The sequence below is a fragment of the Mesorhizobium sp. M1006 genome, from assembly GCF_040318825.1.
In the GTDB taxonomy this organism is placed as follows: Bacteria; Pseudomonadota; Alphaproteobacteria; order Rhizobiales; family Rhizobiaceae; genus Mesorhizobium.
Genome location: NZ_JAMYMZ010000040.1, coordinates 1 through 24,745 on the forward strand (window position 1 = coordinate 1; position 24,745 = coordinate 24,745).

Below are 24,745 nucleotides of genomic sequence, written 5' to 3' on the forward strand. Positions count from 1 at the left end.
CCCCCCCCCCCCCCGCCGGCGGGGGCGCCCCCCCCCCCGCGGGGGGGCCCGGCCCCCGCGCCCCGCCCCCCGCGTAATGGCCCGCCCCCCCCCCGCGCCCCAGGACCCCACCCGGACCTGCGGTCCGACCTCCCCTCAAGGGGGAGGTGGAGCCGGCGCTTACTTCTGCGGCGCCGAATCGATGATCGACTGCATCGTTTCCTGCGCGTTGGCGATGGCGCCGTCGACGTCTTCGCCGAAGAAGACCTCGTTCATCATCTGGTTCCACGGACCGTTGGCCGAGTTGATCAGGTCGTTGAACACCACCGAATAGGGCGTGCGGCCCTTGGCCATGGCCTCGGCGGCGACCTTGTAGCGCGGGTCGAGATCCTTCAGCGCCTCATTGGCGATGTCGCCGCGCACCGGCAGGCTGCCGTATTTCGCCAGGATGGTCTGGCCCTCGAGCGAATAGGCGAAATCGAGGAACTCCTTGACCACCGCGACCTTCGTGGTGCCCTTGGTGACGACGAAATTATCGCCGCCGGCAAACGACGACCAGCCGCCATCCTTGCCGGGAAGGAAGGTGATGCCGTAGTCGATGTCGGGATATTGCGTGTTGAGCGCGCCGATGGCGAAAGCGCCGGACGGCGAGATGCCGATATTGCCGGTGGCGAAGGCGGCAAAGAAGTTGGAGCCGGTGTCGGTCTGCGCGCCTGAAGGCACCAGGTCCTTCTTGACCATCGAACGGTAAAGGTCGATGGCGCCGCGCATCTGCGGGGTGTCCAGCGTCGCCTTCGAGCCGTCCTCCGTCAGGATGTCGCCGCCCGAGGCCCAGATCAGCGGCGTGAAGGTGAAGATGTTGCAGCCGCCGCAATTGCCGGAGAAGTAGAAGCCCTTGATGTCGCCGCCGAGGGCATTGACCTTTTCGGCGTCGGTTTCGATTTCGGCCCAGTTGGTCGGGCCCTTTTCCGGATCGAGGCCGGCCTGCTTGAACAGCTTCTTGTTCCAGATCAGCACCGAACTATCGGCCGAGAACGGCAGCCCGTAGATGCGGCCCTTATAGGTGCCGGTCTTGACATGCGCCGGCGACAGGCTGGCGAAATAAGGCAGCGATTTCGCCCAGTCGGTGATGTCTTCGAGCTGGCCGGCGGCGGCGAAGGACGGCGTGTAGATCAGGTCGAGCGACAGCGCATCGGGTGCCGTGCCACCGGCGGCGGCAGCGCCGTATTTCGGGATGATTTCGGCGTTGGGGATGATGTCGAGCTTGATCTGGTTCTGATGCCCCTTGTTGAAGGCATCGACGATGCGCGGCATGAAGTTCGAGCCGTCGGCGCGCACCCAGATGTTAGCGGTGTCAGCGGCGGCCGTCCCGACGGTTGCCAGCGTGCCCAAAATGCTCGCGGCGATGGCGAGCCCGGTAATGGTGGTTCTCATGCTTCTCCTCCACATGGTTTTAATTTAGCGTCTTAATTTAGCCGCGCCCCCAAGCGGGTGACTATCGACACGGCCCGTTTCGTTCAGCCGTCCGGCGGACGGCCGCATGACTGACGCACCACCAGCCGGCACGGCAGTTTTCTGATGCCCGGCAAAGCGGGTTCGCCGCCGACGAGCGAAAGCAAGGCAAGGCCGGCCTCGCGGCCAAGTGCTGAAAGGTTCATGTCGACCGAGGTCAGCGGCGGGCGGGTTGCCTCGGCGACGATCTGCCAATTGTCGAAACCGATGACGCCGACCTCGTCCGGCACGCCGATACCGCGCTCGCGCAAAGCGTCGATGACGCCGCGCGCGATCTGGTCGTTGCCGCAAAACACCGCATCGGGTTTTTCGCGCGTGCCGTCGAAACCCTCACCGTCGAACAGCTTCTTGACCGCCTCGTGGCCCCAGGCCTCCGACCACGGGCCGAGCAGCGGCTCCATGACGGGCAGGCCGTTCTCGGCCAGTACCTCGCGATAGGCCTCGGCGCGGGCATGCACCACGGCAAAGCTTGCGGGACCGGTGACATGGGCGATGCGCCGGCGCCCAAGCCGGCAAAAGTGCTCGACCGCCAGCCGCGCCCCGCCGGCATCGTCGGAGACGAAGGCGATGGCGCCGGGATCCGGCTCGGTAAAGGCGTAGATCGCCGGAATGCCGAGATTGGCGAGGTCGACCGGCAGATGGCGATCGATGCGCTTGCCGGTGGCGATGATGCCGTCGACGCGCTTGTCGAGCATGGCATCGACATGCAACTGGGCAAGGCGTGGGTCGTCCTCGACATTGCACAAAAACACCGAGACGCCGGCATCGACGAGCGCATCGGAAACGCCGGCCATCAGCGGCAGCGAAAAGCGGCCATAGGTGTCGTTGGTCAAAAGCCCGACGGTAAAGGAGCGCCGCCGCAACAGGCTCTGCGCCAGGCTGTTCGGGCGAAAGCCAAGCCGCTGCGCCGTCTCGCGAATGCGCGTCCGCGTCTCGGCAGTCATCCGCCCCTGCCCGTTCAGCGCTTTTGAGGCGGTGGCGACGCTGACGCCGGCGAGTGCCGCCACCTCACGGAGGGTGACCGGCTGCTTGGCAGAAACAGGCGTTGGCTGCGCGTCGGACGCCATGATTTGGATATCGATCCTCCCATTTGAGAAAAGCTTTTCTCTTATCGGCCTGCGAGCCGCTGAATGGTGAAGTCAGCGGATGCCGGCAGAGTTGGGAAAAGGTTTTCTCAAAAGGAAGATTAGGGGAACGATGCAAGGATGGCAAGAGGGAATGGCCTGGTTACAGGCATGCTCGGCAGTCAACTACGACTCGCTGCCCTGGGTCCAGGATCTGCCATGGGGGCCCGAAGGAAAGAGGGCGAGCAGCTTTGGCGTGCATTGCCGTTCAGCGGGCACCGCGATGGAACGGCCGCGGTGCCCGTAGTCTATCCGCACAGCTAGCAGTTCTCAGTCTGCGGATCGCACGCCTTGTTTTTTTGCTTCTGTGGCTTGGGCTTGACCGCCTGCTCGGGCTCGGCCTGCTGCTGCTCGGCCGCTGGCTGCTCCTTGGCCTTCCGCTTCTCAGGCTTGGCAGCCTGCTCCGGCTCAGCCTGCTGCTGCTCGGCAGCGGGCTGCTTCTTGGCCTTCCGCTTCTCAGGCTTGGCCGTCTGTTCGGGCTCGGCCTGCTGCTGCTCGGCGGCGGGCTGCTTCTTGATCTTCGGTTTCTTAGGCTTGGCCGCCTGTTCCGGTTCGGCCTGCTGCTGCTCGGCGGCGGGCTGCTTCTTGGTCTTCGGCTTCTCAGGCTTGGCCGCCTGTTCCGGCTCGGCCTGCTGCTGCTTGGCGGCGGGCTGCTCCTTGGCCTTCGGCTTCTCAGGCTTGGCCGCCTTGCCGGGCTCGGCCTGCTGCTGCTCGGTGGCCGGCTGCTCCTTGGTCTTCGGCTTCTCAGGCTTGGCGGTTTCTTCGGGCTTGGCCTGCTCGGTCGTTGCAGCGCCTTCGGTCGGCTTCGATTTCCGGCCAGCCTGAACCTGCTTCACCTCTTCGATGTCTTTGAGCTTAGCTGGTTTGGCCTTAGGGTCGGCTTTCACCTCGCCCTCAAAGACAGCGACCGTATCGTTTTCCAGTTTGCCGGACTGCTCGGGCGCGTCGGTCTTGCTGACCTTGACGGCAGTCACCTTCTGGTTCGTCTCCTTTTCGATCACATCGACATCAATGACTTTGTTGATCACCAAATTGTTCTGGATCGTCACGTCGCCGGCCGGTTCGGCCGCCTCGACAATGCGCACAAACTCCGGCTCATCACGAATAACGACCACAGAAATGTCCGCGGCAAGGAATTCGCGGGTGGGGACCACAACCCAGTAATAATCCGGCGTCGTGTCGAAGGTCACCTCGATTGAAATCAAATCCGGATCGCGGCGGGGCGGCAGCGGCGCCCAAATGATGTGCTCTCTGTCACGACGCCAACTCACCCATGCTGGCGCCCAGCGAGTGCCCGGAACCCAGTACCAGCCGATATCGTCGGCATAGCCCCACCGGCCGTAATGGTACGTCGCCCAGCCGAATGGCTCGTCGGACACCCAGAGCCAGCCATACTGCTCGGTATAGACCCAGTGTCCAAGCGTATATGGACGCCAATCGTCAGGCACATCAACCGGCACGAAAACGGTCGCTCCGTGATACGAGACCCAATCACCATAGGAAGACAGGTCTTCGTAGAACGTGCTGATCGAAACGGTGGTGGCAGCCCTTGCCTCGGACACAAGCGACAATGGCGCAATTGGGTTGGGAATCTCGACGACCGTGAGCAGGCAGGCGGTTACGCCGCCGAGCATCAGTCGCACCGCATGTTGGGCAAGGACGCGTTTCATCGTAATCTTCCTCCGAAACAGATCGCCCTTCATCGTACAAACCCGTCGGCTGCCGGATTGTTCCACTTTGCTGACGTTACCCGCATCCCCTCCCGCAGCGGCTTGGCATCGGACGATGATATTTGGGATCAGAGTTGCTTCATGAGGGCGGTGACCATCACAAATGCGCGCCGGAGGCGCGGCGATAGGTGTCGTTGGTCAAAAGCCCGACGGTAAAGCTGCGCCGCCGCAACAGGCTCTGCGCCAGGCTGTTCGGGCGAAAACCCAGCCGCTGCGCCGTCTCGCGAATCCGGGTCCGCGTCTCGGCAGTCATCCGCCCCTGCCCGTTCAGCGCTTTTGAGCGGTGGCGACGCTGACGCCGGCGAGTGCCGCCACCTCGCGCAAGGTGACCGGCTGCTTGGCAGGCGTTGGCTGGACGTCGGACGCCATGATTTGGATATCGATCGTCCCATTTGAGAAAAGCTTTTCTCTTATGGCCCGGCGCGGGGCTGAATGGTGCGGTCAGCGGATGCGAGGCGATTTGGGAAAAGGGTTTCTCAGAGGGAGATTAGGATGAAGATTCGGGGATGGCAAGAGATATGCCATCAAAATATGCTACCTCGGCGATGATTTCAGCGAAGCAAATCCGCGGGCGTTTCGCCTCGGACAACCAGTCGTTCGTGCACCAATCGCAAGCCTTCGTTAACGAAGTTTTCGATCGCACGCACTGGAGTTGTCACTTCTGGATAGAGCGCATTCACAAGGGAGACGATCTCACCAGTCGGGTCAAATAGTCCGCTCGCCCAACGAGTGTCCACGCCTGGTGTCGCACCAGGGGTGACATCTGCTTTGATCGCATAGGCCATGGAGAAGCGGGCTGCTTCTTGAGCTTCATTGAACCAGTCTTTATTCAGAATCTCTTCCATGAGGCGTTGAGATTCGGCCGAAAGGCCAATGCTACGCCGGTCTTGATCCATAATCAGCGAATCTCTCTTATGTTGGTACGCCGGCTGTTCACGCGTTCGAGCTCGTACTCAGCTACCAACCGAGAGCCCAAAAGCTCCCGGGCACGCTGACGGCCAACTTCCGCTTCATAGACAAGAAGAACAACCTGATCGGCCATCTTATGGAGACCGCTCACGACGTTGGACGTGTGGCCATCGTCAAGACGGCCAAAGGGCGAATCCATCACTATGGGACCGCGCAACGGGGCATTTTGCTGCAACGCACCCATCAACGCCAAGGCGACGACGTGTTCGGCTCCCGCAGAACGCGCGTCCTCAGGACGACCATCCGTATGTATGATCGTCAGGCCATAGTCATTGTTGATTCTCAGGCCAGCATAGTCAGTCTTCTCAGTGGTCATTGCTAGAAACAGTTCAGCGGCGCTGGCCTCAACACGTTTTCGCAAATCCGTCTTATATGCTTCTACCGCATCGTCGAACACGGCGGCACTGTCTCGCAAGAGCTTGGCTCGAGCCTCTACTGCCATAAGATCGGCTCGAGCAGTGTTCTGTAATTTTCGACGCAATCCATCGACGCGCGTCTCCTGCTGCTCGAGCTGGGCCGCCTGCTTCTCGATACCCTGCTTAACGATCGCAATTTGTTCGATGACTTCGACGTAAGTTGCTTGGGTACTGCGGACGGACGCTTGGTCCGTATCGGCCAACGAAGAGAGAAGATCTTTCGCTTCTTCGCGCTCATGTTGTACCACCACTGCCATATCTTGAATTTGCCGGACCAATTGACGAACCTCGCCGGATACATCCAAATCTCTGAATCCGCCTACGGCCCCCAAGCGGATTGATGCTTGGTCTGCCGGCCGCGCTGCTCCCGCGTCGCCCAATGTCGCAAGCAGCCTCGACCGCAGAGCTGGGGCAACATCCTGTTCGCAGATATCACAATGACTTCGCTCAACGGCGGCGCGGCGCAGCTCGACTTTTAAGGCCTCGATCTGCGACTGCAAGTTGATCTGTGCTTGTTCCCTGGCCTTACGAATGGGCTCGTGCAAAACCGTCCGCCACGCATCGCTCATGACGCGTTTGATATCCAATCGCAAATCCACTTGCCTGGTCGCCGCTGCAGCAGCGCGATTGAGCGCATCCTGGCGACGGTTCATGAGATCAGCGGCTCGTCGATCAGCCGCGAGCTTGGCGTCGCTTTCGCCTTTTTGTCGAGTGAGATCGGCGAGATTGTCCTTTAGTCGGACGAGTTCATCCTGTTGAGCCTTGCGCAGCGTAATAGCCGCCTGAAGCGCGTTGCCCAAGCTCTGAGTTTCTTGATGTCGAGACGCCTCCGTAGCGGCCTGCCTGTCGGCCTCGTCGGCCAACTCCAGAAGGTGGCGGCGTCCCGCCTTGAGGATCGGCACCCCAAGAATTCTTTCGATCGCGCTTGAAATCTGAGGTCCAACCTCACTCTCGTTGATGATCAACTCCTCATACTCTTGAAGAAGCTCGCCATCGAAAAGAAAAAACCGTGAAATGTCCTCCGGAAAAATTTGCGCAAGAAGCCGGTCTTGCTCCTGCTGGCTTACCACCTGGCCGCCTCGTCGAAGGAGTATCTCAGACCGATAGTCGCCGTCATTGATGGGGCTTGGGACACGTGCTTCATGCCCGCGATAGAGCTCGAAGGCTTGACCATCGAAATCGAATTCCAAAGCCACATTGAAGCCGAACTTGCCCGCCGATGCTCGCTCGCGATTGGATAAGCTATGGACTAGTCGTTCACGCCGCCCCCGCCCCAACACTTTGCCGAAAAACGCATATCGGATAGCGTTCAAAAGAGTAGTCTTGCCCCGCATGTTCTCGCCATAGACAACCAGTACACCGGGCTTTGCCGGAAACAACAGGACTTGCTTGTCCGCAAACGGCCCAAATCCTTCGATTTCCAGTTTCTTAAGCAGCAGCATCTGCTTTAGCCCATCTTTGCTAGCGCAACGTCCACAGCGCGCCGGATCAATTGGACGGCGCCAGCGTCGTCCCCCAACGTACGTGCCTCGGCATCCAAAACGGCGTCGAGAAACTGCTCGTCCAGATGAGAAAAGCGCTCTGCACGAACCCGATGGATCACCGAGCGAATGTCTTCCAGATCAGTCTTCCGCATCTTCCACCCCAAGCCCCACAAGTGCGTGCCAGTCGAGTCCCGCTTGTACTGCAATTTGTTGTAGGTCGGTCGCTGACGCGGGGTTGGACGCATATGTGGCAAATTCGATCGCCCTAGCCAGCTCTCCAGATGTTATTGGATCCGACCTTCGCTCATCACCGTCTTTCTCCGAGTCCAGCCTAGATGGAAGGACGATGGCATCATGGATGTACGCTAGCGCCTTGCCCTCGGCCTTACGAAGCACGCGGCCACGGCGCTGCACAAACTCCCGCGGGTTCTTGGATGAAGCCAGGATTAGAGCATGAGTCACAGAGGGGATGTCCACGCCTTCGTCCAAGCACTTGATGGCTGTAACAATGCCACCGCGCTTAGCCAACCACCTTAGTGTCTGATCTCGATCACCTTCCATCGCGGAATGATACGCCAAGGTCGAAATGCCCGCGGCTGCCAAGTTCGCGATGACAGCGTTAAGTTGTGTGCTGTCGTCACAGTAGATCAGCCATCGTTCGCCGACCCTGTAGCCTTGGCTAATCACGCGGACGGCTAGTTGCACCTTGGCGCGCGCCTGCTTGATTAGGCGCGCTCTGCGGATCAGCAGATTTTGCACCTTCTCGGCCAAACCAGGCGTTCTGTCATTGGCGCGAATTCGCGCTTGTATCCGTACAATCTCCCGGCTCAACTTCGCCCAAGCATCCTGCTCATCTGGCTCTAGACGCAGGGCGTGGGGCCGGTAGAAGTAGGGTGTCAAAACTCCATCGCGAATAGCGTCGGGAAGCGTGTAACGTGGCCGCAGGACGCCGCCGAAAAAAGCCATGATAGCTGCAGTTCCATCAGGATCACCGTAACGCTCAGGCGTCGCGCTCAGTCCAAGCCGTGGCCCGAAGTTGGCATCGTCCATTAGTTTCCGATGTTTCCGCGATCCCAAGCGATGCACTTCGTCTACAACGATCATCAGATGCGCTCCGCAATCAAGCTGGCCGCGAAATTCTTCGCTCGATGCGGTTTGGACAGTAGCCAGCACGATACGCATCTGCTCGCCAGGCGTCGTCCACTGACGCAATGTCGCACGCCACCCGCTATTATGTCCGGCGCCCGCGCGCAGGATCCGTGGAGTGAGGTCCGCGGTAGTCTCGCGGATTTCCTTTTCCCATTGGCCGAAGAGAGTCTGATCCGGGACGATCACTAGCACTACATTTCGATGTTCTCTCAAAGCTTCGCGAATGGCGGTGATTGCTGTGAAGGTTTTACCTGCCCCAGTGGCGAACGCGAGAATGCCTCGGCGGCCATTGGCTGCCCAAGAGGCCAAGCCGAGCTCTTGGTGTGGTTTCAGAACTCGGCCGCGGGGATCCGCGGGTTCTGTAGAGGTGGTTTTCCGGAGAAAATCATCGAACGCTCGTTCGAAATCGTCGGGCGCAGCGCTGGTCAGTTCAGTGCGCGCCACCTCTGGAAAGGGGCGAACACAGAGCCCAGGGTATTTTCGTTGCCAAAGATCGCTGAAATAGCCTTCTTCAACGTCGCATCGCTCAAGGTCACGAGGGCCGAGCCAACTTACAGCAACGTCAACCGACTCTAAGTTTCCGTCCGACGCGAGACCCGTCCAAGTCTCGTTCATAGAGCCCTTGAATATCACCCGATGACCAATCGGGTCGCGGAAAATACCTAGTTTATCGTGGAATATGCGTCCCTTCGCGGAAAGCAGGTCGTTCTCTCGTAGAATTGCCACCTGAAGATCAAGAAGACCGCGAGCGACAAGTCCCGCCAAAATTTTTGCTGGCTCGCAGAGTTCTTCATTCTGCAGTAAAGATGCAACCTGTTCGAGCAGCCGCCTTCCGATTACCTCGTCGGCCCTGGCCGCGTAGCCAGCTTCCAAAGCATCGACATCGGCATCAGCTAAAATCTGTGAACACAGGACTTGGATCTTACCGCCACGCTCAATGAAGCCCTTTAATGCCGGCCAAGCAATGATGAAGACTGTGCTCCGAAAATAGCCTACAGCTCGGTCAAAATGGGTCGCTTGCATCATGCAAGGTAGATAGAAGTCGCGCGCAATATCATCGTGACCCTTATGATAAGAGGTTTTCAAATTCAGTTGAGAAAGGTCAAACATTCACCTTCCTCGATCCCGCCAGTAGTGGTGATCCTTGTCTGAAGAGTTCGCCACAATTCCGGGCTTTGGCAAACCAACACTGCTTCCTTGGCGCCGTTCGTCAGGTACCGCACCTGCTCGGCTGTCCCATAGACGGCAGCATTGCGGACGACCTGATCCCGCACCTGCAAGTTCCCGCCATTCTTAAATCGAGGATGCAGGCTAGCATCCCAAAAGACAAAGACGTCCAAATCTGCATCATAACCGACCACAGTGGTGAACCGACCGTCGGAATGATCGAACGAACCATACTGGCCCACCGCCTGATCCCGAACCCGCAGCACGATTTTGTATTCGCGCCGAGCCCGTTCGCCAGCGCCGCCAACTAGGCTGTACATATAGACCCTCAGACGCAGGGACTCTGGTTCACGTAAGTCCAAGATCAGTGGCTTATCGTTGGTAGGACTGGTCCAGTTCACCCGGCCACCTAAGGCTTTTAACAACGCCCCATGCAAGTGCACCGCTCGGGCAGTCATGCGGCGTTCTTCTCCTGTGGCACCCCATCATCGCTTACGGTCCCATTTGTACCTGCATCAACGATTGCGTTCTCGTCAATGGAACTCAAGTCTTCGTCGAACTCACTTAGCCAACACACTTCTTTCGATCGGCGGTCTGCTCGAGTGGTCTTAGTTGATCCAAGATCTCGAAAAGGCAACCAGTCTGCTCCCGCATTTTCGCAAACAATAACTTGCCCAGACCGATTTCGGCACCAAGTTGCCAGCGCGGGATAGTCGATGATTTCCGAACCGAAGCGATAGTGCCGGCCCGCCTCGCGATAGGGTGGATCGATGAACCAGGTAGCCTCTGAGTTTTCGGGACACTCAACATAGCCGCTATTGTATACCTTCCAGTGGCGGATATTTTCGACTTGGGTCGCGATCGTGTTTCGCACTCTTTCGCCCCAAAACGATCCAGGACGAATCTTGTCGCGCATCCATTTTGATGGAGATTTGCGTGGACTGGCAGTGCCGCGATTGAGCCAGAACCCGACTAGCCATTTGGCCTCTTGGGAAACCTTTAGGTCGTCGCAAGTTCCATCAAGCGGAATGTCTGGAATTGCCAAGATGTCTTTTGGTGTAGCAGAGATCAAGAAACGCCAGACCGCGACTATAACTGGGTCAATCTCGTACAGAATCACCGCTCTGTCCGGGTACCTTAGGCTATATCCGGCTGATCCCGCAAATGGTTCGATGATCGTTTCGTGCTCCGGCTTTGGATAGAGACGAACCGCATCACGCCACTTTCCACCGTAGTAGCTGAAGAAGGGTCGAAGGGACTTGATCGGTTTCGTCACCGCAGACCGCCGGCCTTGACAGACGGCGAGCGCTCTCGATCAAAAGCTTTGCTTGTCTGCCCCATGCCCTCTCCACTAGTGCTCCGACTCAGTCCCGGAGCTTACCATCTTGGCGCTAAAGTGCACGCGGGGGACAAGTGCCTGGGGGCTAACCCCGTTCTGTTTCGTAGCGGACCATCAAGTCGACGCTTGCCTCGGCCATCGATCCAAATGGCAAACCCCGACATTTTCACGGAGCGTGTCGCAGAAGCCCAACGCGCCCCGTCCTCTGACACAAGGAACCCGCCATGAGAAAACTCATCTGACGCCGCGCGCATCGGGGCGTCTCCCGCCATTGATGCGATCGAGTTCGCAGCCACCAGGCGGAAGGTTCTGATCCGCCCTTTCTTGCTGCGGCGGTAGGAAGACTTCTTGATTCAGCCACAAGCCCAAATTGCTGGATTTGGCAGCTCTGGAAGGATAAGCTTGGTTTGTGGTTCAGCGATGGAACAGAGACTAGCCGCAATTCTGGCTGCCGATATGGCGGGCTACAGTCGGCTAATGGAGGCCGACGAATCCGGCACGCTCGCACGCCTTCGGACCCATCGCATAGAACTGGTCGATCCCGCCATCGCGAAGAACAAGGGCCGGATCATCAAGACCACCGGAGACGGCATGCTCGTTGAGTTCCAGAGCGTGACCGATGCCGTGAAATGCGCCGTGGAAATCCAACAGCGCATGAAACGGCGCAATTCGGATGTGCCGCAAGAACGGCGTATCGAATTCAGGATCGGCATAAATCTCGGCGACATCATTTTCGATGATGAGGATATTTTCGGCGACGGCGTCAATATTGCCTCGCGCATCGAGCAACTCGCCGACGTCGGCGGTATCTGCGTGACCGCAGCGGTGGCGACCCAAATTGCCGACCGTCTCGAAATTGCCATGGAGGACCTGGGTGAGAAGACGCTGAAGAACATCAGCCGCCCGGTTCGCCTCTATCGCATTGGGTTTGACAGTCCTGCCCTGCCGGAAGTCGAGGCAAAGCGATCCATCTCGAAACCTTCGATAGTGGTGCTGCCATTCACCAACATGAGCGGCGACCCCGAGCAGGAATTTTTCGCGGACGGACTGACCGAGGACATCATCACCGAACTGTCCCGCCACCATGAGCTGTTCGTCATCTCGCGCAATTCCAGCTTCGTCTACAAGAACCGCGCCGTGAATGTGCGCGAGGTGGCCGAGAAACTCACCGTCCAATACCTGGTGGAGGGAAGCGTCCGCAAGATCGGCGACAGGGTGCGCGTGACGGTTCAGCTCATCGACACGGCGAATGACGCTCATATTTGGGCAGACAAATATGACCGGAAGCTGGACGACATATTCGCGATTCAGGATGAGGTGACCGCGGCGATCGCAGCCACGCTGCCCGGTCGTGTCGAGGCGGCTCAGCGGGACCAGCTCGCGCGGGCGAAACCCGCAAACATGGCCGCGTATGAATGTGTGCTTGCTGCCAAGGTGCTGCATCACCGAAGCACGATTGCGGATAATGAACGCGCGCAAACCTTGATAGAAAGGGCCGTCACGCTCGACCCCGATTATGCCCATGCCCATGCCTGGCGGGCCTGCATTCTTGGCCAGGCCTGGGTCCATAACTGGTGCGAAGACAGGGATGCCGTCTGGAACAACATTATGACGGCGCTGGACAGGGCGCTGGCGCTGGACAACAACGATGCCGATGTCCATCGCATTCTCGCGGCCGTGAACGTGAACAACAATGAGCTGACCACAGCGCGCTACCATCAAGAGCGGGCGCTGGCCCTCAATCCCAATTACGACCTCGTGGTGGTGCAGCAAGGCGAGTTATTGACGTGGCTGGGGAGGCCGGAGGAGGGAATTGAATGGATCCGCAAGGCGATGCAGTTGAACCCGCACCACCCGGAGAGGTTCTGGAGCCATCTGGGAAAAGCGCATTTCGCCGCGCGCCAGTATGGCGAGGCGATCGAAGCTTTCATGCATCTGTCAACCATGGACTCGGCTCAGCACGCTTTCGCCGCTGCCTGCTACGGCTGGCTCGGCGACGAAATCGCGGCCGCGGCGCATCTAGGCAAGATCAGAACGCTCGATCCCCAATTCGACCTCGATTCATTCATCGCCACCCTGCACTATGCCCAGGAGCCTGATGTGCAGCACGTCCGCGAAGGACTGCTGAAAGCCGGTATTGCCCACCTGTAGCCAGCCGGTAGCTACGAACCAGAGCCAATCTGGGACAGGCAAAAAAAGACCGGCGCCCGATGCGGACCTTGTGGCATGACCGAACGACGGGCAGGTCGGAGAAGCTTTTCCCACGGTATCGGTCTTTGGAAGCGAACAGGGAAAACCCTCCCCCTGAAAAAGCGCCGCGCTAGTTGACGGTGCAGTTCGCACAAGACCCGCACGGCCGTCCCGACAGAAGGAACCCGCCATGAGAAAACTCATCATCACCGAATTCATCAGCGTCGATGGCATTGCCGAGGTCGAGAAGCTGCCGAGCGTGGCCTGGAACGATGAGATGCAGAAATTCAAGGACGACGAGCTTGCCGACAGCGGCGCCATGCTGTTGGGGCGCACGACCTATGAGATCTTTGCCGGCTCGTGGCCCAAGGAGACCGGAGACTTCGCCGACCGCTTCAATGCGCTGCCGAAATATGTCGCCTCGACCAGCTTGCAGGCGCTCGACTGGCAGCCGGCCGAGCTGCTGCAGGGCGCATTGCCGGACGCCGTCAGAGGGCTGAAGCAAGGCAGCGGCGGCAACATCTATGTGCATGGCAGCCTCAGCGTCGCGCAGGAATTGCTGCGCCATCGCCTGGTCGACCGCATCCGCCTGCTCAGCTATCCCGGTGCCGTCGGCCAGGGCAAGCTGCTGTTCCCGCCCGGCGCGCAATTGCCGCTCGAGCTGATCTCGGCCACGCAATTCAGCAACGGCGTGGTGGCGCTGGAGTATGCGGCTGGGATGGCGTGATGAGCCAATCTCCCCCCTTGAGGGGGAGATGCCCGGCAGGGCAGAGGGGGTCGTCTCGCGTAATGCGCCAACCCCTATCGACGCAAGAGGGAGGCCGCGCCCGGTCGAACCGACCCCCTCTGTCGCCTTCGGCGACATCTCCCCCTCAAGGGGGGAGATTGGCAGCGCCCCTACACCGTCCGCTGCCTGCCCTCGACCGCAGCGTCTTCCCGCGCCTTCAGCGCCTTCTCGATCTCGCGCTTCAGCTCGTCCTTGATCGCCACCGTCTCTGCCATCAGCGCCTCGACCTTCATGAAATCGAGCACCCGGTATTTCGAGACGGCCGGCCGGATCAGAATGTCGGGCCGGCTCTGGTTCAGCTTGCTGGCGATGATCGACTGCATCATCAGCTGCGTGGCGCCGAACATCAGGTCGACGGAGGTCGGGAATTTGCGGCCGGCCTCGGTCGGCGCGCCGACCACGTCGACGGCGATGATGATGTCGGCGTCGAGCTCGATCAGGTCGAACGGCACGGGATTGTAGATGCCGCCGTCGATCAGCAGCCTGCCGTCGCGCATCACCGGGCGGAACACCGCCGGGATCGCCGCCGAGGCGGCCAGCGCCGAATGCAGCTCGCCTTCGTCGAACACGGCGAGCTTGTGGCCATAAAAGTCCGTTGCCGTCACCTTCAGCGGTATCTTCAATTCGGCGAAGGTCTCGGGAATGGCGTCGGGCAGGAACGCCTTGAGGATGCGCTCGACATTGAACTGGCTGACCCGCAGGCCGCCCTGCATCGCCTCGGCAAAAGTGCCGGGCCGCGCCCGCCACATGCGCGTGGCCACTTCGGCGCGGCGGCCGAGGATCGAGCGCGTATAGTCGTGGATGTCCTTGCCGGTCATGCCCGAGGCCATGCCGGCGCCCATGATGGCGCCGATCGACGAGCCGGCGATTGCCGCCGGCCTTATGCCCAGCTCGTCCAGCGCCTCGATGACATGGATATGCGCCAGCCCACGCGCCCCGCCGCCGCCAAAGGCGATGCCGAAGCTAGGGCTCATCCCTTGTTGGCCGCGCCGAGCTTCGGCCCGACCACCATGACGGCCGGCTCGGCGGAGAGCAGCTTTTTCGCCACCGCTTTCACCTGGTCCAGCGTCACCGCGTTTATCAGGGCGGCGCGGCGCTGCATGTAGTCGATGCCGAGCTTGCCGAGCTGGATCTCGACCAGCGTTGAGGCGATCGCGCCGGAGGAATTCAGATTGTTTATGGCATAGGCGCCGATCATGTATTTCTTGGTCGCCGCCAGCTCGGCTTCGGTCGGCCCCTCCTCGGCCATGCGCTTGACCACGTCGCGCACCACGGCCAGCGTCTCGGCCGCCCTGTCGGCGCGGGTCGAGGTGGTGATGGACAGCGCCTCGGAATGCTGGTGGTCGACGAGGTCGGAGCTGACGCTGTAGGCCAGGCCGCGCTTCTCGCGCACCTCGTCGAACAGCCGCGAGGTGAAGGTGCCGCCGCCGAGGATCTCGTTCATCAGCACCGCGGCGAAAAAATCCGGCGCATTCCGCTTCACGCCGGGATAGGCGAGTTGCAGCGAGGCCTGCGGCTGGTCGTAAACGACCTCGAGCTGCTGGCCGAGCTTCAGCTCGATGTCGGGAACGGGCGTCAGCGCCTGCTTTTCCGGCAGGCTGCCGAACACCAGGTCGAGCTTCTGCTTCAGCGTCTCGGCGTCGATGGCGCCGACCACCGCGACATGCAGGCCGTCGCGGGCGAAATTCGCCTTGTGGAAGGTGCTGAGATCGGACGGCGTAATCGTCGCGATGCTTTGCCTGGTGCCCTGGTCGGGCCGCGCATAGGGATGATTGCCATAGATCGCTTCCAGCCATTTGCGCTGGGCGAGCGTATCGGGATCGCGCTCGTTGGCGATGATGCCGGACAGGATCTGCGCGCGGATGCGGTCGATCGGCACTTGGTCGAAGCGCGGCTGGTTGACTGCCACGCGCAACAGGTCGAAGGCGCCGTCGCGCTGGTCGGCCAGCATGCGCATCGAGCCGTAGATGCCGTCGCGCTGCGCCTCGAAGCTCATCTCTGCACCGACGTCGTCGAGCTTGATCTGGAAGGCCTCGCTGTCGAGGTTGCCGGCACCTTCGTCGAACAGGCCGCTCATCAGATTGGCAAGCCCTTCCTTGCCGGGCGGGTCCTGCGTCGCGCCGCCATCGAAAACGAAGCGGATAGCGACGATCGGCACCGAATAATCCTCCACCAGCCAGGCGGTGATGCCCTTCGACGAGGTCACCTCCTGGATGTTCACGGCGGCGCGAGCGGAAAGCGCCGGCAGGAGGAGGAAGACGAGGGAGAGAATGAGGGTGGCCAGAAGAGGGCCGGCGCGCCAATTGCCAAGGTCGGCGCCGCCCCTCATCGCCCTGCCGGGCACGTCTCCCCGTATAGTGACGGGGAGAAGGGGCTGGCCGCTGTCCCGGCGCTCGCTCTGCAAACGCTGAAGATTGGCGAAACCGTCGGTGGCGGCGCCCCTCTCCCCGTCCGTATACGGGGAGAGGATGCCGGCAGGCAGGTGAGGGGCGGCGCCGACGCTCAAACTCATCATCAAATCAATTCCCAGCCTGGGTTTGCGGCAGAAGATAGCCGGTCGTTGCGTGGTCGAGATTGAGATAGCGGGCAGCGACTTCCTTGACCTGGTCGGCGGTGACCTTGCGGATGCGGTCCGGCCATTGCTGGACGTCCTGGACGTTACCGCCTGTGGCGAGCGTCGAGCCGTAGATGTTGGCCATGTCCTCCTGCTTGTCGCGGGCAAAGATCATCGAACGTACGAAACGGTCCTTGGATTTTTCCAGCTCGTCGCTGGTGACGCCGTCTTTCGCGATGCGGGCGATCTCAGCGTCGACCGCGGCCTCGATGTCGGCAAGCTTGGCATCGCCGCGCGGCGCGCCGTAGACGGTGAAATTGGTGTCGTCGAGCATGGTGCCCTGGAAGAAGGCGCCGGCCTCGGCGGCGATGCCTTGCCTGACGACAAGCTCCTGGTAGAGCCGGCTGCGGTTGCCGCCGCCGAGGATTTCGGACAGCACGTCGAGCGCTTCGGCTTCGCCGGGCTTTGCCGTGTGATAGGACGGGACCACCCATTGCGTGGTAAAGCTCGGCACGCTGACGCGCCCGTCGGTCAGCGTCACCGTGCGCCTGGTGTTCTGCTCGGGCTCGACGGGTCGGATGCGCGGCGGCAGGTCCGGGCCGCGCGCGATCTTGCCATAGGTCTTTTCGGCCAGCGCCTTGACCGTTTCGGGCTCGACATCGCCGGCCACCACCAGCACGGCGTTATTGGGTGTATAATATTTGTTGTAGAAGGCCAGCGCGTCGGTGCGGTTCAGCTTCTCCATCTCCTGCATCCAGCCGATGACCGGAATGCGGTACGGCTGGTTCTGCCACAGCGTGGCGTCGATCTCCTCGTCGAGCACCGCCTGCGGATTGCTATCGATGCGCGAGCGGCGCTCCTCGAGGATGACGTCGCGCTCGGTTTTGATGACGTCGTCGTTGAGGATGAGATTGCGCATGCGGTCGGCCTCGAAGCTCATCATCTCACCGAGCGCCTGAGGCACCACCGTCTCGTGAAAGGCGGTGTAGTCGTAGGAGGTGAAGGCGTTGTCCGAGCCGCCGATGGCGGCGACGGCACGGTCGAGCTCGCCCGCCGCATGGTTGCTGGTCGCCTTGAACATCAGATGCTCGAAGAAATGGGCAATGCCGGACTTGCCCGGCGGCTCGTCGGCGCTGCCGATCTTGTACCAGACCATATGGGTGACGATGGGGGCGCGGTGATCGGGGATGACGACGACCTCCATGCCGTTGTCGAGCAGGAAATCGGTCACCACGCCATCGTCAGGATTATTATCCGCCAGAGCCGGCGCGGCCATCACCAGAGCCAGTCCCAAGAGCGTTCCGCGCAGCCATTCAGCCTGAAATGTCATAGATGGCTCCGGTTTGTAGTGGGACGATAGGCGGGGTTGCTGGTCGAGGCAAAGCGAATTGTTCGTCATTTTGAAGGCGCCACCGTGGAAGCCGAACTCAGGCGGCCTCGATGAACCGGATGACCGTCTCGCCATAGTTGCGCTCGTCGACAACCGAAAAGCCCGGCCCTGCCTCGAACGGCGCCGCCGCCGCTTCCTCGACGACGCAGAGCGCGCCGGGGGCGAGCCAGCCGCCGGCCTTGGCCGAGCGCAACGCGCGTTCGCCAAGGCCTTTGCCATAGGGCGGATCGGCAAAGACCAGGCCGAATGCGGCGATGGTGCCCGCCTCGCCCAAGCCCGTCGCGTCGCGGCGGAATATCTTGGTGCGGCCGGTGAGGCCGAAGGCCTCGACATTGCTGCGGATCAGGCCGCGCCCTTCGGCGGATTCTTCGATGAAGACAGCGTAGGAGGCGCCGCGCGACAGCGCTTCGAGGCCGAGCGCGCCGGTGCCGGCGAACAGGTCGAGCACGCGCGCGCCGTCCAGTTTTTCAGGAAAGCGATGCGCCAGCACGTTGAAGACCGCCTCACGCGTGCGGTCGGTGGTCGGGCGGATGGCAAAGGTGCGGGGCGTCGCCAGCGGACGCCCGCGAAACTCACCGCCGACGATCCGCATTGCTTCCCTTCGGGCCGCCGCGCGGCCGGTCGCCACCGCCATCCGGGCGCTCGCCGCGCGGTTTGCCGAACGGCTTTGCACCGCCGCCTTGCGGCTTGCCGCCGGGCTTGCCGTAAGACGGCTTGAACGATGCCTTGCGCGCCTTGTTTTCCGCCGCCTTGGCGGCGTCTGCCTCCGCCCTGCCCTTGCCGATCGGCCGTGCGCCCGGCGCCATCCAGACATTGGCCTTGCGCTGGCCCGGCGGCTCGATCGGCCGCTGCTCGCGTTCGGATTTTTTCCCACCGAAGCCGCCACGAGGCTTGTCGCCGCGGGGTTTGTCCCCGAAGTCGCTGCGTTCAGGTCTGGGGCCACGCTCGCCAAAGCTCTTTTTTGGCCCAAAGCTCCTGTCAGGGCTTGTCGACAGCTTGCCGAGCGCTTCGTCGCGGCTGCCTTCGCGGCGCTTGCGGTTCTTGATCAGGCCGCCCTCGCCGATCGGCCGGCGTTCGCCGTCGCGGGTGAATTTCGGCCGCTCGGGCTCCTCCTCGCGCTCACGCCTGACCGGCTTGTTGGAAAACGGCTTGGCGATATCGGCATCGAAATTGGCGCCGGACTCTTCGACCAGGCGCTCGCCGAGCTGGTCGCGCAGCACGCGGCCCTTGATCTCCAGCACATGGCCTTCCGGCAAATCGTCGAGTTGAAACGGCCCGTAGGAAATGCGGATCAGCCGCGTCACGTCGAGACCGAGCGCGCCCAGGATGTTCCTGACCTCGCGGTTCTTGCCTTCGCGCAGGCCGAGTGTCAGCCAGGCGTTCGAACCCTGCTCGCGGTCGAGCGTCGCCTCGATGGCGCCATAAAAGACACCGTCGACGGCAATGCCTTCGCGCAGCCCTGCAAGCGCGCTTTCCTCGACCTTGCCGTGAACGCGCACGCGGTAGCGTCGCAACCAGCCGGTCGCCGGCAGTTCGAGCACGCGCGACAGGCCACCATCATTGGTGAGCAGCAGCAGGCCTTCGGTGTTGATGTCGAGCCGGCCGATGGTCATCAGCCGCGGCAGCCCGGGCGGCAGCACATCGAAGACGGTCTTGCGGCCTTCGGGATCGCGGTTTGTCGTGACCACGCCGGCCGGCTTGTGGAACAGGAACAGCCTGGTGCGCTCGATCGGCGGGATCTCCATGCCGTCGAGATGGATGATGTCGCCGGGCATGACGTTGAAGGCCGGCGAGGACAACACCTTGCCATTGACCTTGACGCGGCCGGCCGCAATCAGTTCCTCGGCGTCGCGGCGCGAGGCCAGGCCGGCACGCGCCAGCCGCTTGGCAATGCGTTCGCCGGCTTCTTCCGTTGCCTCGACGCGACGCGGGCGCGGCTTGAAGCCGCCTTCCGATGCCACCTGTGCCCTTTGTGCCCCTTGCGGTCGATCGCCGCCAAAATCACGCTTGGGACGATCGCCAAAATCACGCTTGGGACGGTCGAAGCGCCTCTCGCCGCGCTCGCTTTCGGCAGCTGCCGGCCGGTCGCCGCGCGGAGTGTAAGGCTTGCGCGGACCTTCGCGCTTTTCATAAGGCGTGCCTTCGGGTCGTGGGCGCTTGCTGAATGGCCGGTCGCCTTCGGCAGCTGCCGGCCGGTCGCCGCGCGGTGCATAAGGCTTGCGTGGATCCTCGCGCTTTTCATAAGGCTTGCCTTCCGGACGCGGCCCTTTGCTGAATGGCCGGTCGCCGCCTTTGAAGTCGCGCTTCGGCCGTTCGCCTTCGGCGGCCGCCGTCCGGTCGCCGCGCGGAGTGTAGGGTTTTTTGGCGCCGAAGGGCGGCTTGCCGCCCTTGCCGGGAGCGCTATCGCGACCACGCGACCCTGCCGGCTTCGGGCCGGCCTTGCGCGGGAATTTCTTGTTTTTGTCGTCCATGTGGCCTTTGCTCGTTTGCGCGGGTAGTAACAGGATCGCGCTCTAGTGGCGAGGAGATAATCGGAATGGAAACCGCGTGAAGCGGCAGGATTTCATGGCGCTGGCGCTGAAAGAAGCCGAAGCCGCCTCCCAGCGTGGCGAGGTGCCGGTTGGCGCGGTCGTCGTCGGCGGCGATACGGTCGTTGCGAGTGCCGGCAACCGCACCCGCGAGTTTGCCGATCCCACCGCCCATGCCGAGATGCTGGCGATCCGCGAGGCCTGCCGCAAGCTTTCCAGCGAGCGGCTCAGCGGCCACGATCTCTATGTGACGCTGGAGCCGTGCGCCATGTGTGCCGGCGCCATCTCCTTCGCCAGGCTGCGCCGGCTTTATTTCGGCGCTGCGGACGAGAAGGGCGGCGCAGTGGTCAACGGCGTTCGCTTCTTCACGTCACCGACCTGCCACCATGTGCCCGACATCTATCCGGGCATGGCCGAGAACGCAGCAGCAGCATTGCTGAAGGACTTTTTTCGCGAGCGACGCGGAGCCTGATTTTCTGGTCCGGCAGACGGTCCATCCAAGTCAGCCAATCCAGCCAGCCAATCCAGGGCAAGAACGTCTCTGGCGCCGTCAGCCTACCAGGGCAGCCAGTCGAACATGCCGCCGCTCTTACTCTTGGCAGCCGCCTCCCTCTTGAGGCGGCGTTCCTTCTTGTACTCGTCCTCGCCGAGGTCACCCTGCGGCGCGGTGGCGGCGGCAGCGCGGTATTGCACCGGTGGCTCGCTCAGATATCTGCGGGTGGTCGGGTCGCCCTGTTTGCCTTCAGCCCGGCGGCGCATGATTTCCGCGGCGCGGCTCTTGTCCGAATCGGCCGGAGTCCAGGCTGGCGGGTGGCTCGAGCCCGACAGCTTCAGCGCGGCCTTGACCGACGCCGGATCCGTCTGCACGTCATCGATGACCTGCGCCTGGTAGGCCGGGTCGTCCTGATGCAGGGTGGCATCGGCGCGCAGGCGGGCACGGCGCTGCTCCGGCGATTCGGGCCATTCGGCACTCGCCGTCTCGATGCTTTCCTGCGGCGGCGGCAAGACTTCCTTCTGCCCCGGCCCTGGCTTCACCAGTGTGGGGCGCGGCTTGTAGTCGATACTATCCTTGCGCTTGGGTGCGAAGGAAAAAGCCCCGGTGAGGTCGCCGGCAAGCTGCGCGCCCGCGGTCTTGTCTGTCCCGTAAGTGGGCGAGCCCATGCAGCCGGACAAAGCGAGGCCCGATACGACAAGCGGCGCCAGCAGCGCAACGCGCGCGTAAGTTCTCTCGGTCATGCCAAAAAGTCCCACTGTAGACAGCCTCTCGATTGCCGCCGGCCAAAGAAAGGTCCGGTCCCCATCGCCTATGCTCTTCCGACGGAATTCCGGCGACAATTTGTCGTCCGGAGTTTCGCGTGTTTACCTCAACCACTCGTTAAGGGCAACGCGCGGGGGCCGATCGGCCGCCCGCCGTGGCATTTGTGCACCGCCTTAAAGACGGCTCAAAGCCTTCAGCTCATGCAGAACAGCGGCGTCACGGGCCGAAACATCCGGGAATTCCGGATCTGAGCCGACATCGGCGGTGTAGCGCCAGGAGCGCGCGCACTTCACCAGGCCACGGTCCTCCGCCTTCTCGACGACCACGGCGACGCCCTTGACGTCGTCGAGGGTAAAGCTGCCCGCCGACGCCTTGCCGTGCACGATTACCAGATCGCTGGTGATCGCCATCTCGGCCATATCGACATCGGCGATCGCCGCTTCGAGCACGGCATCGTCGAGGGTAACGACCGGCACCGCTTCCAGCGAAGAGCCGATGACCTTCTGCGCGCGGGCAATTTCCAGCGCCCCGGTGACGACACGGCGAACCTGCCGAACCTTGCGCCACTTCTCCGCCAGCGCTTCGTTCCTCCAGTCCGCCGGGATTTCCGGGAACTGGTCGAGATGCACGGAGACCGCATCCGGATGACGGTCGAGCCAAGCCTCTTCCATGGTGAAGGGCAGCATCGGCGCCAGCCATTTCACCAGGCAGTCGAAGAGATGGCGCACCACCTGCACGGAAGCCTTGCGCTTCACGCTGGAAGGCGCTTCGCAGTAAAGCGCGTCTTTGCGGATGTCGAAATAGAAGGCTGACAGCTCTACCACCATGAAGTCGAGCAGCGCGCGGGTGATGCGCTTGAATTCGAACGCGTCGTAGCCCGAGCGTACGACCTCATCGAGTTCAGCGAGCCGGTGCAGCATCAGCCGCTCCAGTTCAGGCATCCTATCCAGCGGCACCTCCTCGCCATCGTCGTGGGCGAGCGTGCCCAGCATCCAGCGGATGGTGTTGCGCAGCTTGCGGTAGGCGTCGATATTGGTCTGCAGCACGTTCTTGCCGAGCCGCTGGTCCTCCCAATAATCGGTCGTCACCACCCACAGCCGCAAGATGTCGGCGCCGGACTGCCTGATGACGTCCTGCGGCACGACGGTGTTGCCGAGCGACTTCGACATTTTCCGCCCCTCCTCATCCATGGTGAAGCCATGGGTGACGACGGTGTCGTAGGGCGCCCTGCCCCTGGTGCCGCAGCTTTCGAGCAGCGAGGAGTGGAACCAGCCGCGATGCTGGTCGGAGCCTTCGAGATAGACGTCGGCCGGCCATTTCAGGTCGGGCCGGTCCTCAAGCGTGAAGGCATGCGTCGAGCCTGAATCGAACCAGACATCGAGGATGTCCATGACCTGCTGCCATTTCGAGGCATCGTGATTGCCGAGGAACCGCTCCGTGGCGCCGGCGGCGAACCAGGCGTCGGCGCCTTCTTTCTCGAAGGCGTCCATGATGCGCCGGTTGACTGCCTCGTCGCGCAGCACATTGCCGTCGGCATCCGCAAACACGGCGATCGGCACACCCCAGGCGCGCTGGCGCGACAGCACCCAGTCGGGGCGCTCCTCGATCATGGCGCGGATGCGGTTCTGGCCGGCGGCGGGCACGAAGCGGGTATCGTCGATGGCTTTCAGGGCGCGGCTGCGCAGTGTCGTGCCGTCGCCAAGCTCCTTGTCCATATAGACGAACCATTGCGGCGTGTTGCGGAAGATGATCGGCTTCTTCGAGCGCCAGGAATGCGGATAGGAGTGCTTCAGGCGGCCGCGCGCGAACAGCGCGTTGCGCTTGATCAGCTCGTCGATGACAGCCTGGTTGGCGTTGCCCTTCTTGCCATTGTCGTCGATGACGCGCGCCGCTCCACCCTCGCGGTCCTGGCCGAAGCCCGGCGCGTCCTTGGTGAAGAAGCCGGCATCGTCGACGGTGAAGGGGATCGCGGTGTCGATGCCACGCTGGCGAAGATCAGAGGCAGCATCCATCCAGGCGTCGAAGTCTTCGCGGCCATGTCCCGGCGCGGTGTGGACGAAACCGGTGCCGGCATCGTCGGTGACGTGATCGCCGGCGAGCATCGGCACGGGGAAATCGTAGCCGCCACCCAGAGCTTTGAGGGGATGCGAAAGCGTAAGGTTTTCAAGCTCTTCGGCGCCAACGCTGCGAAGCCGATTCAGAGTGACCTTGGCCTTCGCGGCAGCGTCGTCCGCAAGCTTCTCGGCAAAGATCAGCTTTTCGCCGGGCTGAGGACCAAAGGCGTTCTCGGCCGCCGTAACCTCGTAGAGACCATAATTGATGCGCGGCGAGTAGTTGACGGCGCGGTTGCCGGGGATCGTCCACGGCGTCGTCGTCCAGATGACGACGTTGGCATCAAGCAGATCGAGCGACGTCTGCGTCAGCTTGGGATCAAGGGCTGGCTGCCCATCCTTGATGTTGATGACCTGGCGAGCGAGGCTGACGACCGGAAACTTCGCCCAGATCGTGTCCGACTCATAGTCCTGGTATTCGACCTCCGCCTCGGCCAGCGCGGTGCGCTCGACCACACTCCACATCACCGGCTTGGAGCCGCGATAGAGCTGGCCGGACATGGCGAATTTCAGCAGCTCGCCGGCGATGCGCGCCTCGGCATGGAAAGCCATCGTCGTATAGGGATTGTCGAAGTCGCCGACGACGCCGAGCCGCTGGAATTCGGAACCCTGCACCTTGATCCAGTGCGCCGCAAACTCACGGCATTCCTGCCGGAACTCGTTGACCGGCACCTCGTCCTTGTTCTTGCCCTTGGCGCGGTACTGCTCCTCGATCTTCCATTCGATCGGCAGGCCGTGGCAATCCCAGCCTGGTACATAGTTCGAGTCATAGCCGCGCATCTGGAACGAGCGGGTGATGACGTCCTTGAGGATCTTGTTCAGTGCGTGGCCGATATGGATGTTGCCATTGGCGTAGGGCGGGCCGTCGTGCAGCACGTATTTTTCGCGGCCGACTGCGTCTTCGCGCAACTTGCGGTAAAGGTCCATGTCCTGCCAGCGCTTGACCAGCAGCGGTTCCTTTTCCGGCAACCCGGCGCGCATCGGGAAATCCGTCTGCGGCAGGTAGAGCGTTTTGGAATAATCGATCGTCTCGGCGGTCTCGGTATCAGTCATTCGTC

Annotated in this window: 19 protein-coding genes and 1 pseudogene; 3 read left to right on the forward strand and 17 right to left on the reverse strand. The window is 61.9% G+C overall.

Annotation, left to right across the window (positions count from 1 at the left end; all coding sequences use genetic code 11):
* Positions 1 to 159: 159 nt before the first annotated feature.
* From NKH60_RS26785 to NKH60_RS26830, 10 genes and pseudogenes are all read right to left on the reverse strand, one after another.
* Positions 160 to 1,413: an ABC transporter substrate-binding protein gene (locus tag NKH60_RS26785; RefSeq protein ID WP_352873973.1), complete on the reverse strand. Its 1,254-nt coding sequence runs from the start codon at positions 1,411 to 1,413 to the stop codon at positions 160 to 162.
* A gap of 83 nt (positions 1,414 to 1,496) precedes the next feature.
* Positions 1,497 to 2,558, reverse strand: coding sequence for a LacI family DNA-binding transcriptional regulator (locus tag NKH60_RS26790; RefSeq protein WP_352873975.1), 1,062 nt, complete (start codon positions 2,556 to 2,558; stop codon positions 1,497 to 1,499).
* Between the two features lie 317 nt (positions 2,559 to 2,875).
* Positions 2,876 to 4,318, reverse strand: a complete 1,443-nt coding sequence (locus NKH60_RS26795) for a DUF6600 domain-containing protein (protein WP_352873977.1) — start codon at positions 4,316 to 4,318, stop codon at positions 2,876 to 2,878.
* Between the two features lie 139 nt (positions 4,319 to 4,457).
* A pseudogene (locus NKH60_RS26800) lies at positions 4,458 to 4,714 on the reverse strand (LacI family DNA-binding transcriptional regulator); the annotation flags it as partial.
* 182 nt (positions 4,715 to 4,896) lie between these two features.
* Complete coding sequence (locus tag NKH60_RS26805) at positions 4,897 to 5,190, reverse strand: hypothetical protein (RefSeq protein WP_352873979.1); 294 nt, start codon at positions 5,188 to 5,190, stop codon at positions 4,897 to 4,899.
* 53 nt (positions 5,191 to 5,243) lie between these two features.
* Positions 5,244 to 7,172: an AAA family ATPase gene (locus NKH60_RS26810; RefSeq protein ID WP_352873981.1), complete on the reverse strand. Its 1,929-nt coding sequence runs from the start codon at positions 7,170 to 7,172 to the stop codon at positions 5,244 to 5,246.
* Between the two features lie 5 nt (positions 7,173 to 7,177).
* Positions 7,178 to 7,366: a hypothetical protein gene (locus NKH60_RS26815; RefSeq protein WP_352873983.1), complete on the reverse strand. Its 189-nt coding sequence runs from the start codon at positions 7,364 to 7,366 to the stop codon at positions 7,178 to 7,180.
* Positions 7,353 to 9,473, reverse strand: a complete 2,121-nt coding sequence (locus tag NKH60_RS26820; protein WP_352873984.1) for a DEAD/DEAH box helicase family protein — start codon at positions 9,471 to 9,473, stop codon at positions 7,353 to 7,355. The genes NKH60_RS26815 and NKH60_RS26820 overlap by 14 nt, the downstream gene beginning before the upstream one ends.
* Entirely contained in the window at positions 9,452 to 9,988 is a 537-nt protein-coding gene (locus NKH60_RS26825; RefSeq protein ID WP_352873986.1) for a hypothetical protein, read from the reverse strand. Before NKH60_RS26825 ends, NKH60_RS26820 begins: the two co-directional genes overlap by 22 nt.
* A complete protein-coding gene (locus NKH60_RS26830; protein ID WP_352873988.1) occupies positions 9,985 to 10,806 on the reverse strand; it encodes a DNA adenine methylase in 822 nt (273 codons plus the stop codon). The genes NKH60_RS26825 and NKH60_RS26830 overlap by 4 nt, the downstream gene beginning before the upstream one ends.
* 483 nt (positions 10,807 to 11,289) lie before the next feature.
* Between NKH60_RS26830 and NKH60_RS26835 the strand changes: the two genes are divergently transcribed.
* A complete protein-coding gene (locus NKH60_RS26835) occupies positions 11,290 to 13,020 on the forward strand; it encodes an adenylate/guanylate cyclase domain-containing protein (protein ID WP_352874020.1) in 1,731 nt (576 codons plus the stop codon).
* Between the two features lie 229 nt (positions 13,021 to 13,249).
* Positions 13,250 to 13,786 (forward strand): dihydrofolate reductase family protein, encoded by a 537-nt coding sequence (locus NKH60_RS26840; RefSeq protein WP_352873990.1) that lies wholly within the window; start codon positions 13,250 to 13,252, stop codon positions 13,784 to 13,786.
* 170 nt (positions 13,787 to 13,956) lie between these two features.
* Here NKH60_RS26840 and NKH60_RS26845 read toward each other — a convergent pair whose 3' ends face one another.
* The 5 genes from NKH60_RS26845 to NKH60_RS26865 all read right to left on the reverse strand — a co-directional run bounded on the left by NKH60_RS26845 (position 13,957) and on the right by NKH60_RS26865 (position 20,261).
* Positions 13,957 to 14,820: a patatin-like phospholipase family protein gene (locus tag NKH60_RS26845; RefSeq protein WP_352541582.1), complete on the reverse strand. Its 864-nt coding sequence runs from the start codon at positions 14,818 to 14,820 to the stop codon at positions 13,957 to 13,959.
* Positions 14,817 to 16,175: a M16 family metallopeptidase gene (locus NKH60_RS26850; RefSeq protein WP_352874022.1), complete on the reverse strand. Its 1,359-nt coding sequence runs from the start codon at positions 16,173 to 16,175 to the stop codon at positions 14,817 to 14,819. The genes NKH60_RS26845 and NKH60_RS26850 overlap by 4 nt, the downstream gene beginning before the upstream one ends.
* A gap of 190 nt (positions 16,176 to 16,365) precedes the next feature.
* Complete coding sequence (locus NKH60_RS26855; protein ID WP_352873993.1) at positions 16,366 to 17,730, reverse strand: M16 family metallopeptidase; 1,365 nt, start codon at positions 17,728 to 17,730, stop codon at positions 16,366 to 16,368.
* Between the two features lie 97 nt (positions 17,731 to 17,827).
* Complete coding sequence (rsmD, locus tag NKH60_RS26860; protein ID WP_352820471.1) at positions 17,828 to 18,382, reverse strand: 16S rRNA (guanine(966)-N(2))-methyltransferase RsmD; 555 nt, start codon at positions 18,380 to 18,382, stop codon at positions 17,828 to 17,830.
* A complete protein-coding gene (locus tag NKH60_RS26865) occupies positions 18,363 to 20,261 on the reverse strand; it encodes a pseudouridine synthase (RefSeq protein WP_352873995.1) in 1,899 nt (632 codons plus the stop codon). The genes rsmD and NKH60_RS26865 overlap by 20 nt, the downstream gene beginning before the upstream one ends.
* Before the next feature lie 76 nt (positions 20,262 to 20,337).
* On the opposite strand from NKH60_RS26865, the gene NKH60_RS26870 reads away from it, so the two are divergent.
* A complete protein-coding gene (locus tag NKH60_RS26870; protein WP_352770845.1) occupies positions 20,338 to 20,790 on the forward strand; it encodes a nucleoside deaminase in 453 nt (150 codons plus the stop codon).
* A gap of 83 nt (positions 20,791 to 20,873) precedes the next feature.
* Here NKH60_RS26870 and NKH60_RS26875 read toward each other — a convergent pair whose 3' ends face one another.
* On the reverse strand, positions 20,874 to 21,554 hold the full coding sequence (locus NKH60_RS26875; protein ID WP_352453465.1) for a hypothetical protein: 681 nt from the start codon (positions 21,552 to 21,554) through the stop codon (positions 20,874 to 20,876).
* Positions 21,555 to 21,749: 195 nt separating this feature from the next.
* Positions 21,750 to 24,740, reverse strand: a complete 2,991-nt coding sequence (gene ileS, locus NKH60_RS26880; protein ID WP_352873998.1) for an isoleucine--tRNA ligase — start codon at positions 24,738 to 24,740, stop codon at positions 21,750 to 21,752.
* Positions 24,741 to 24,745 lie beyond the last annotated feature (5 nt).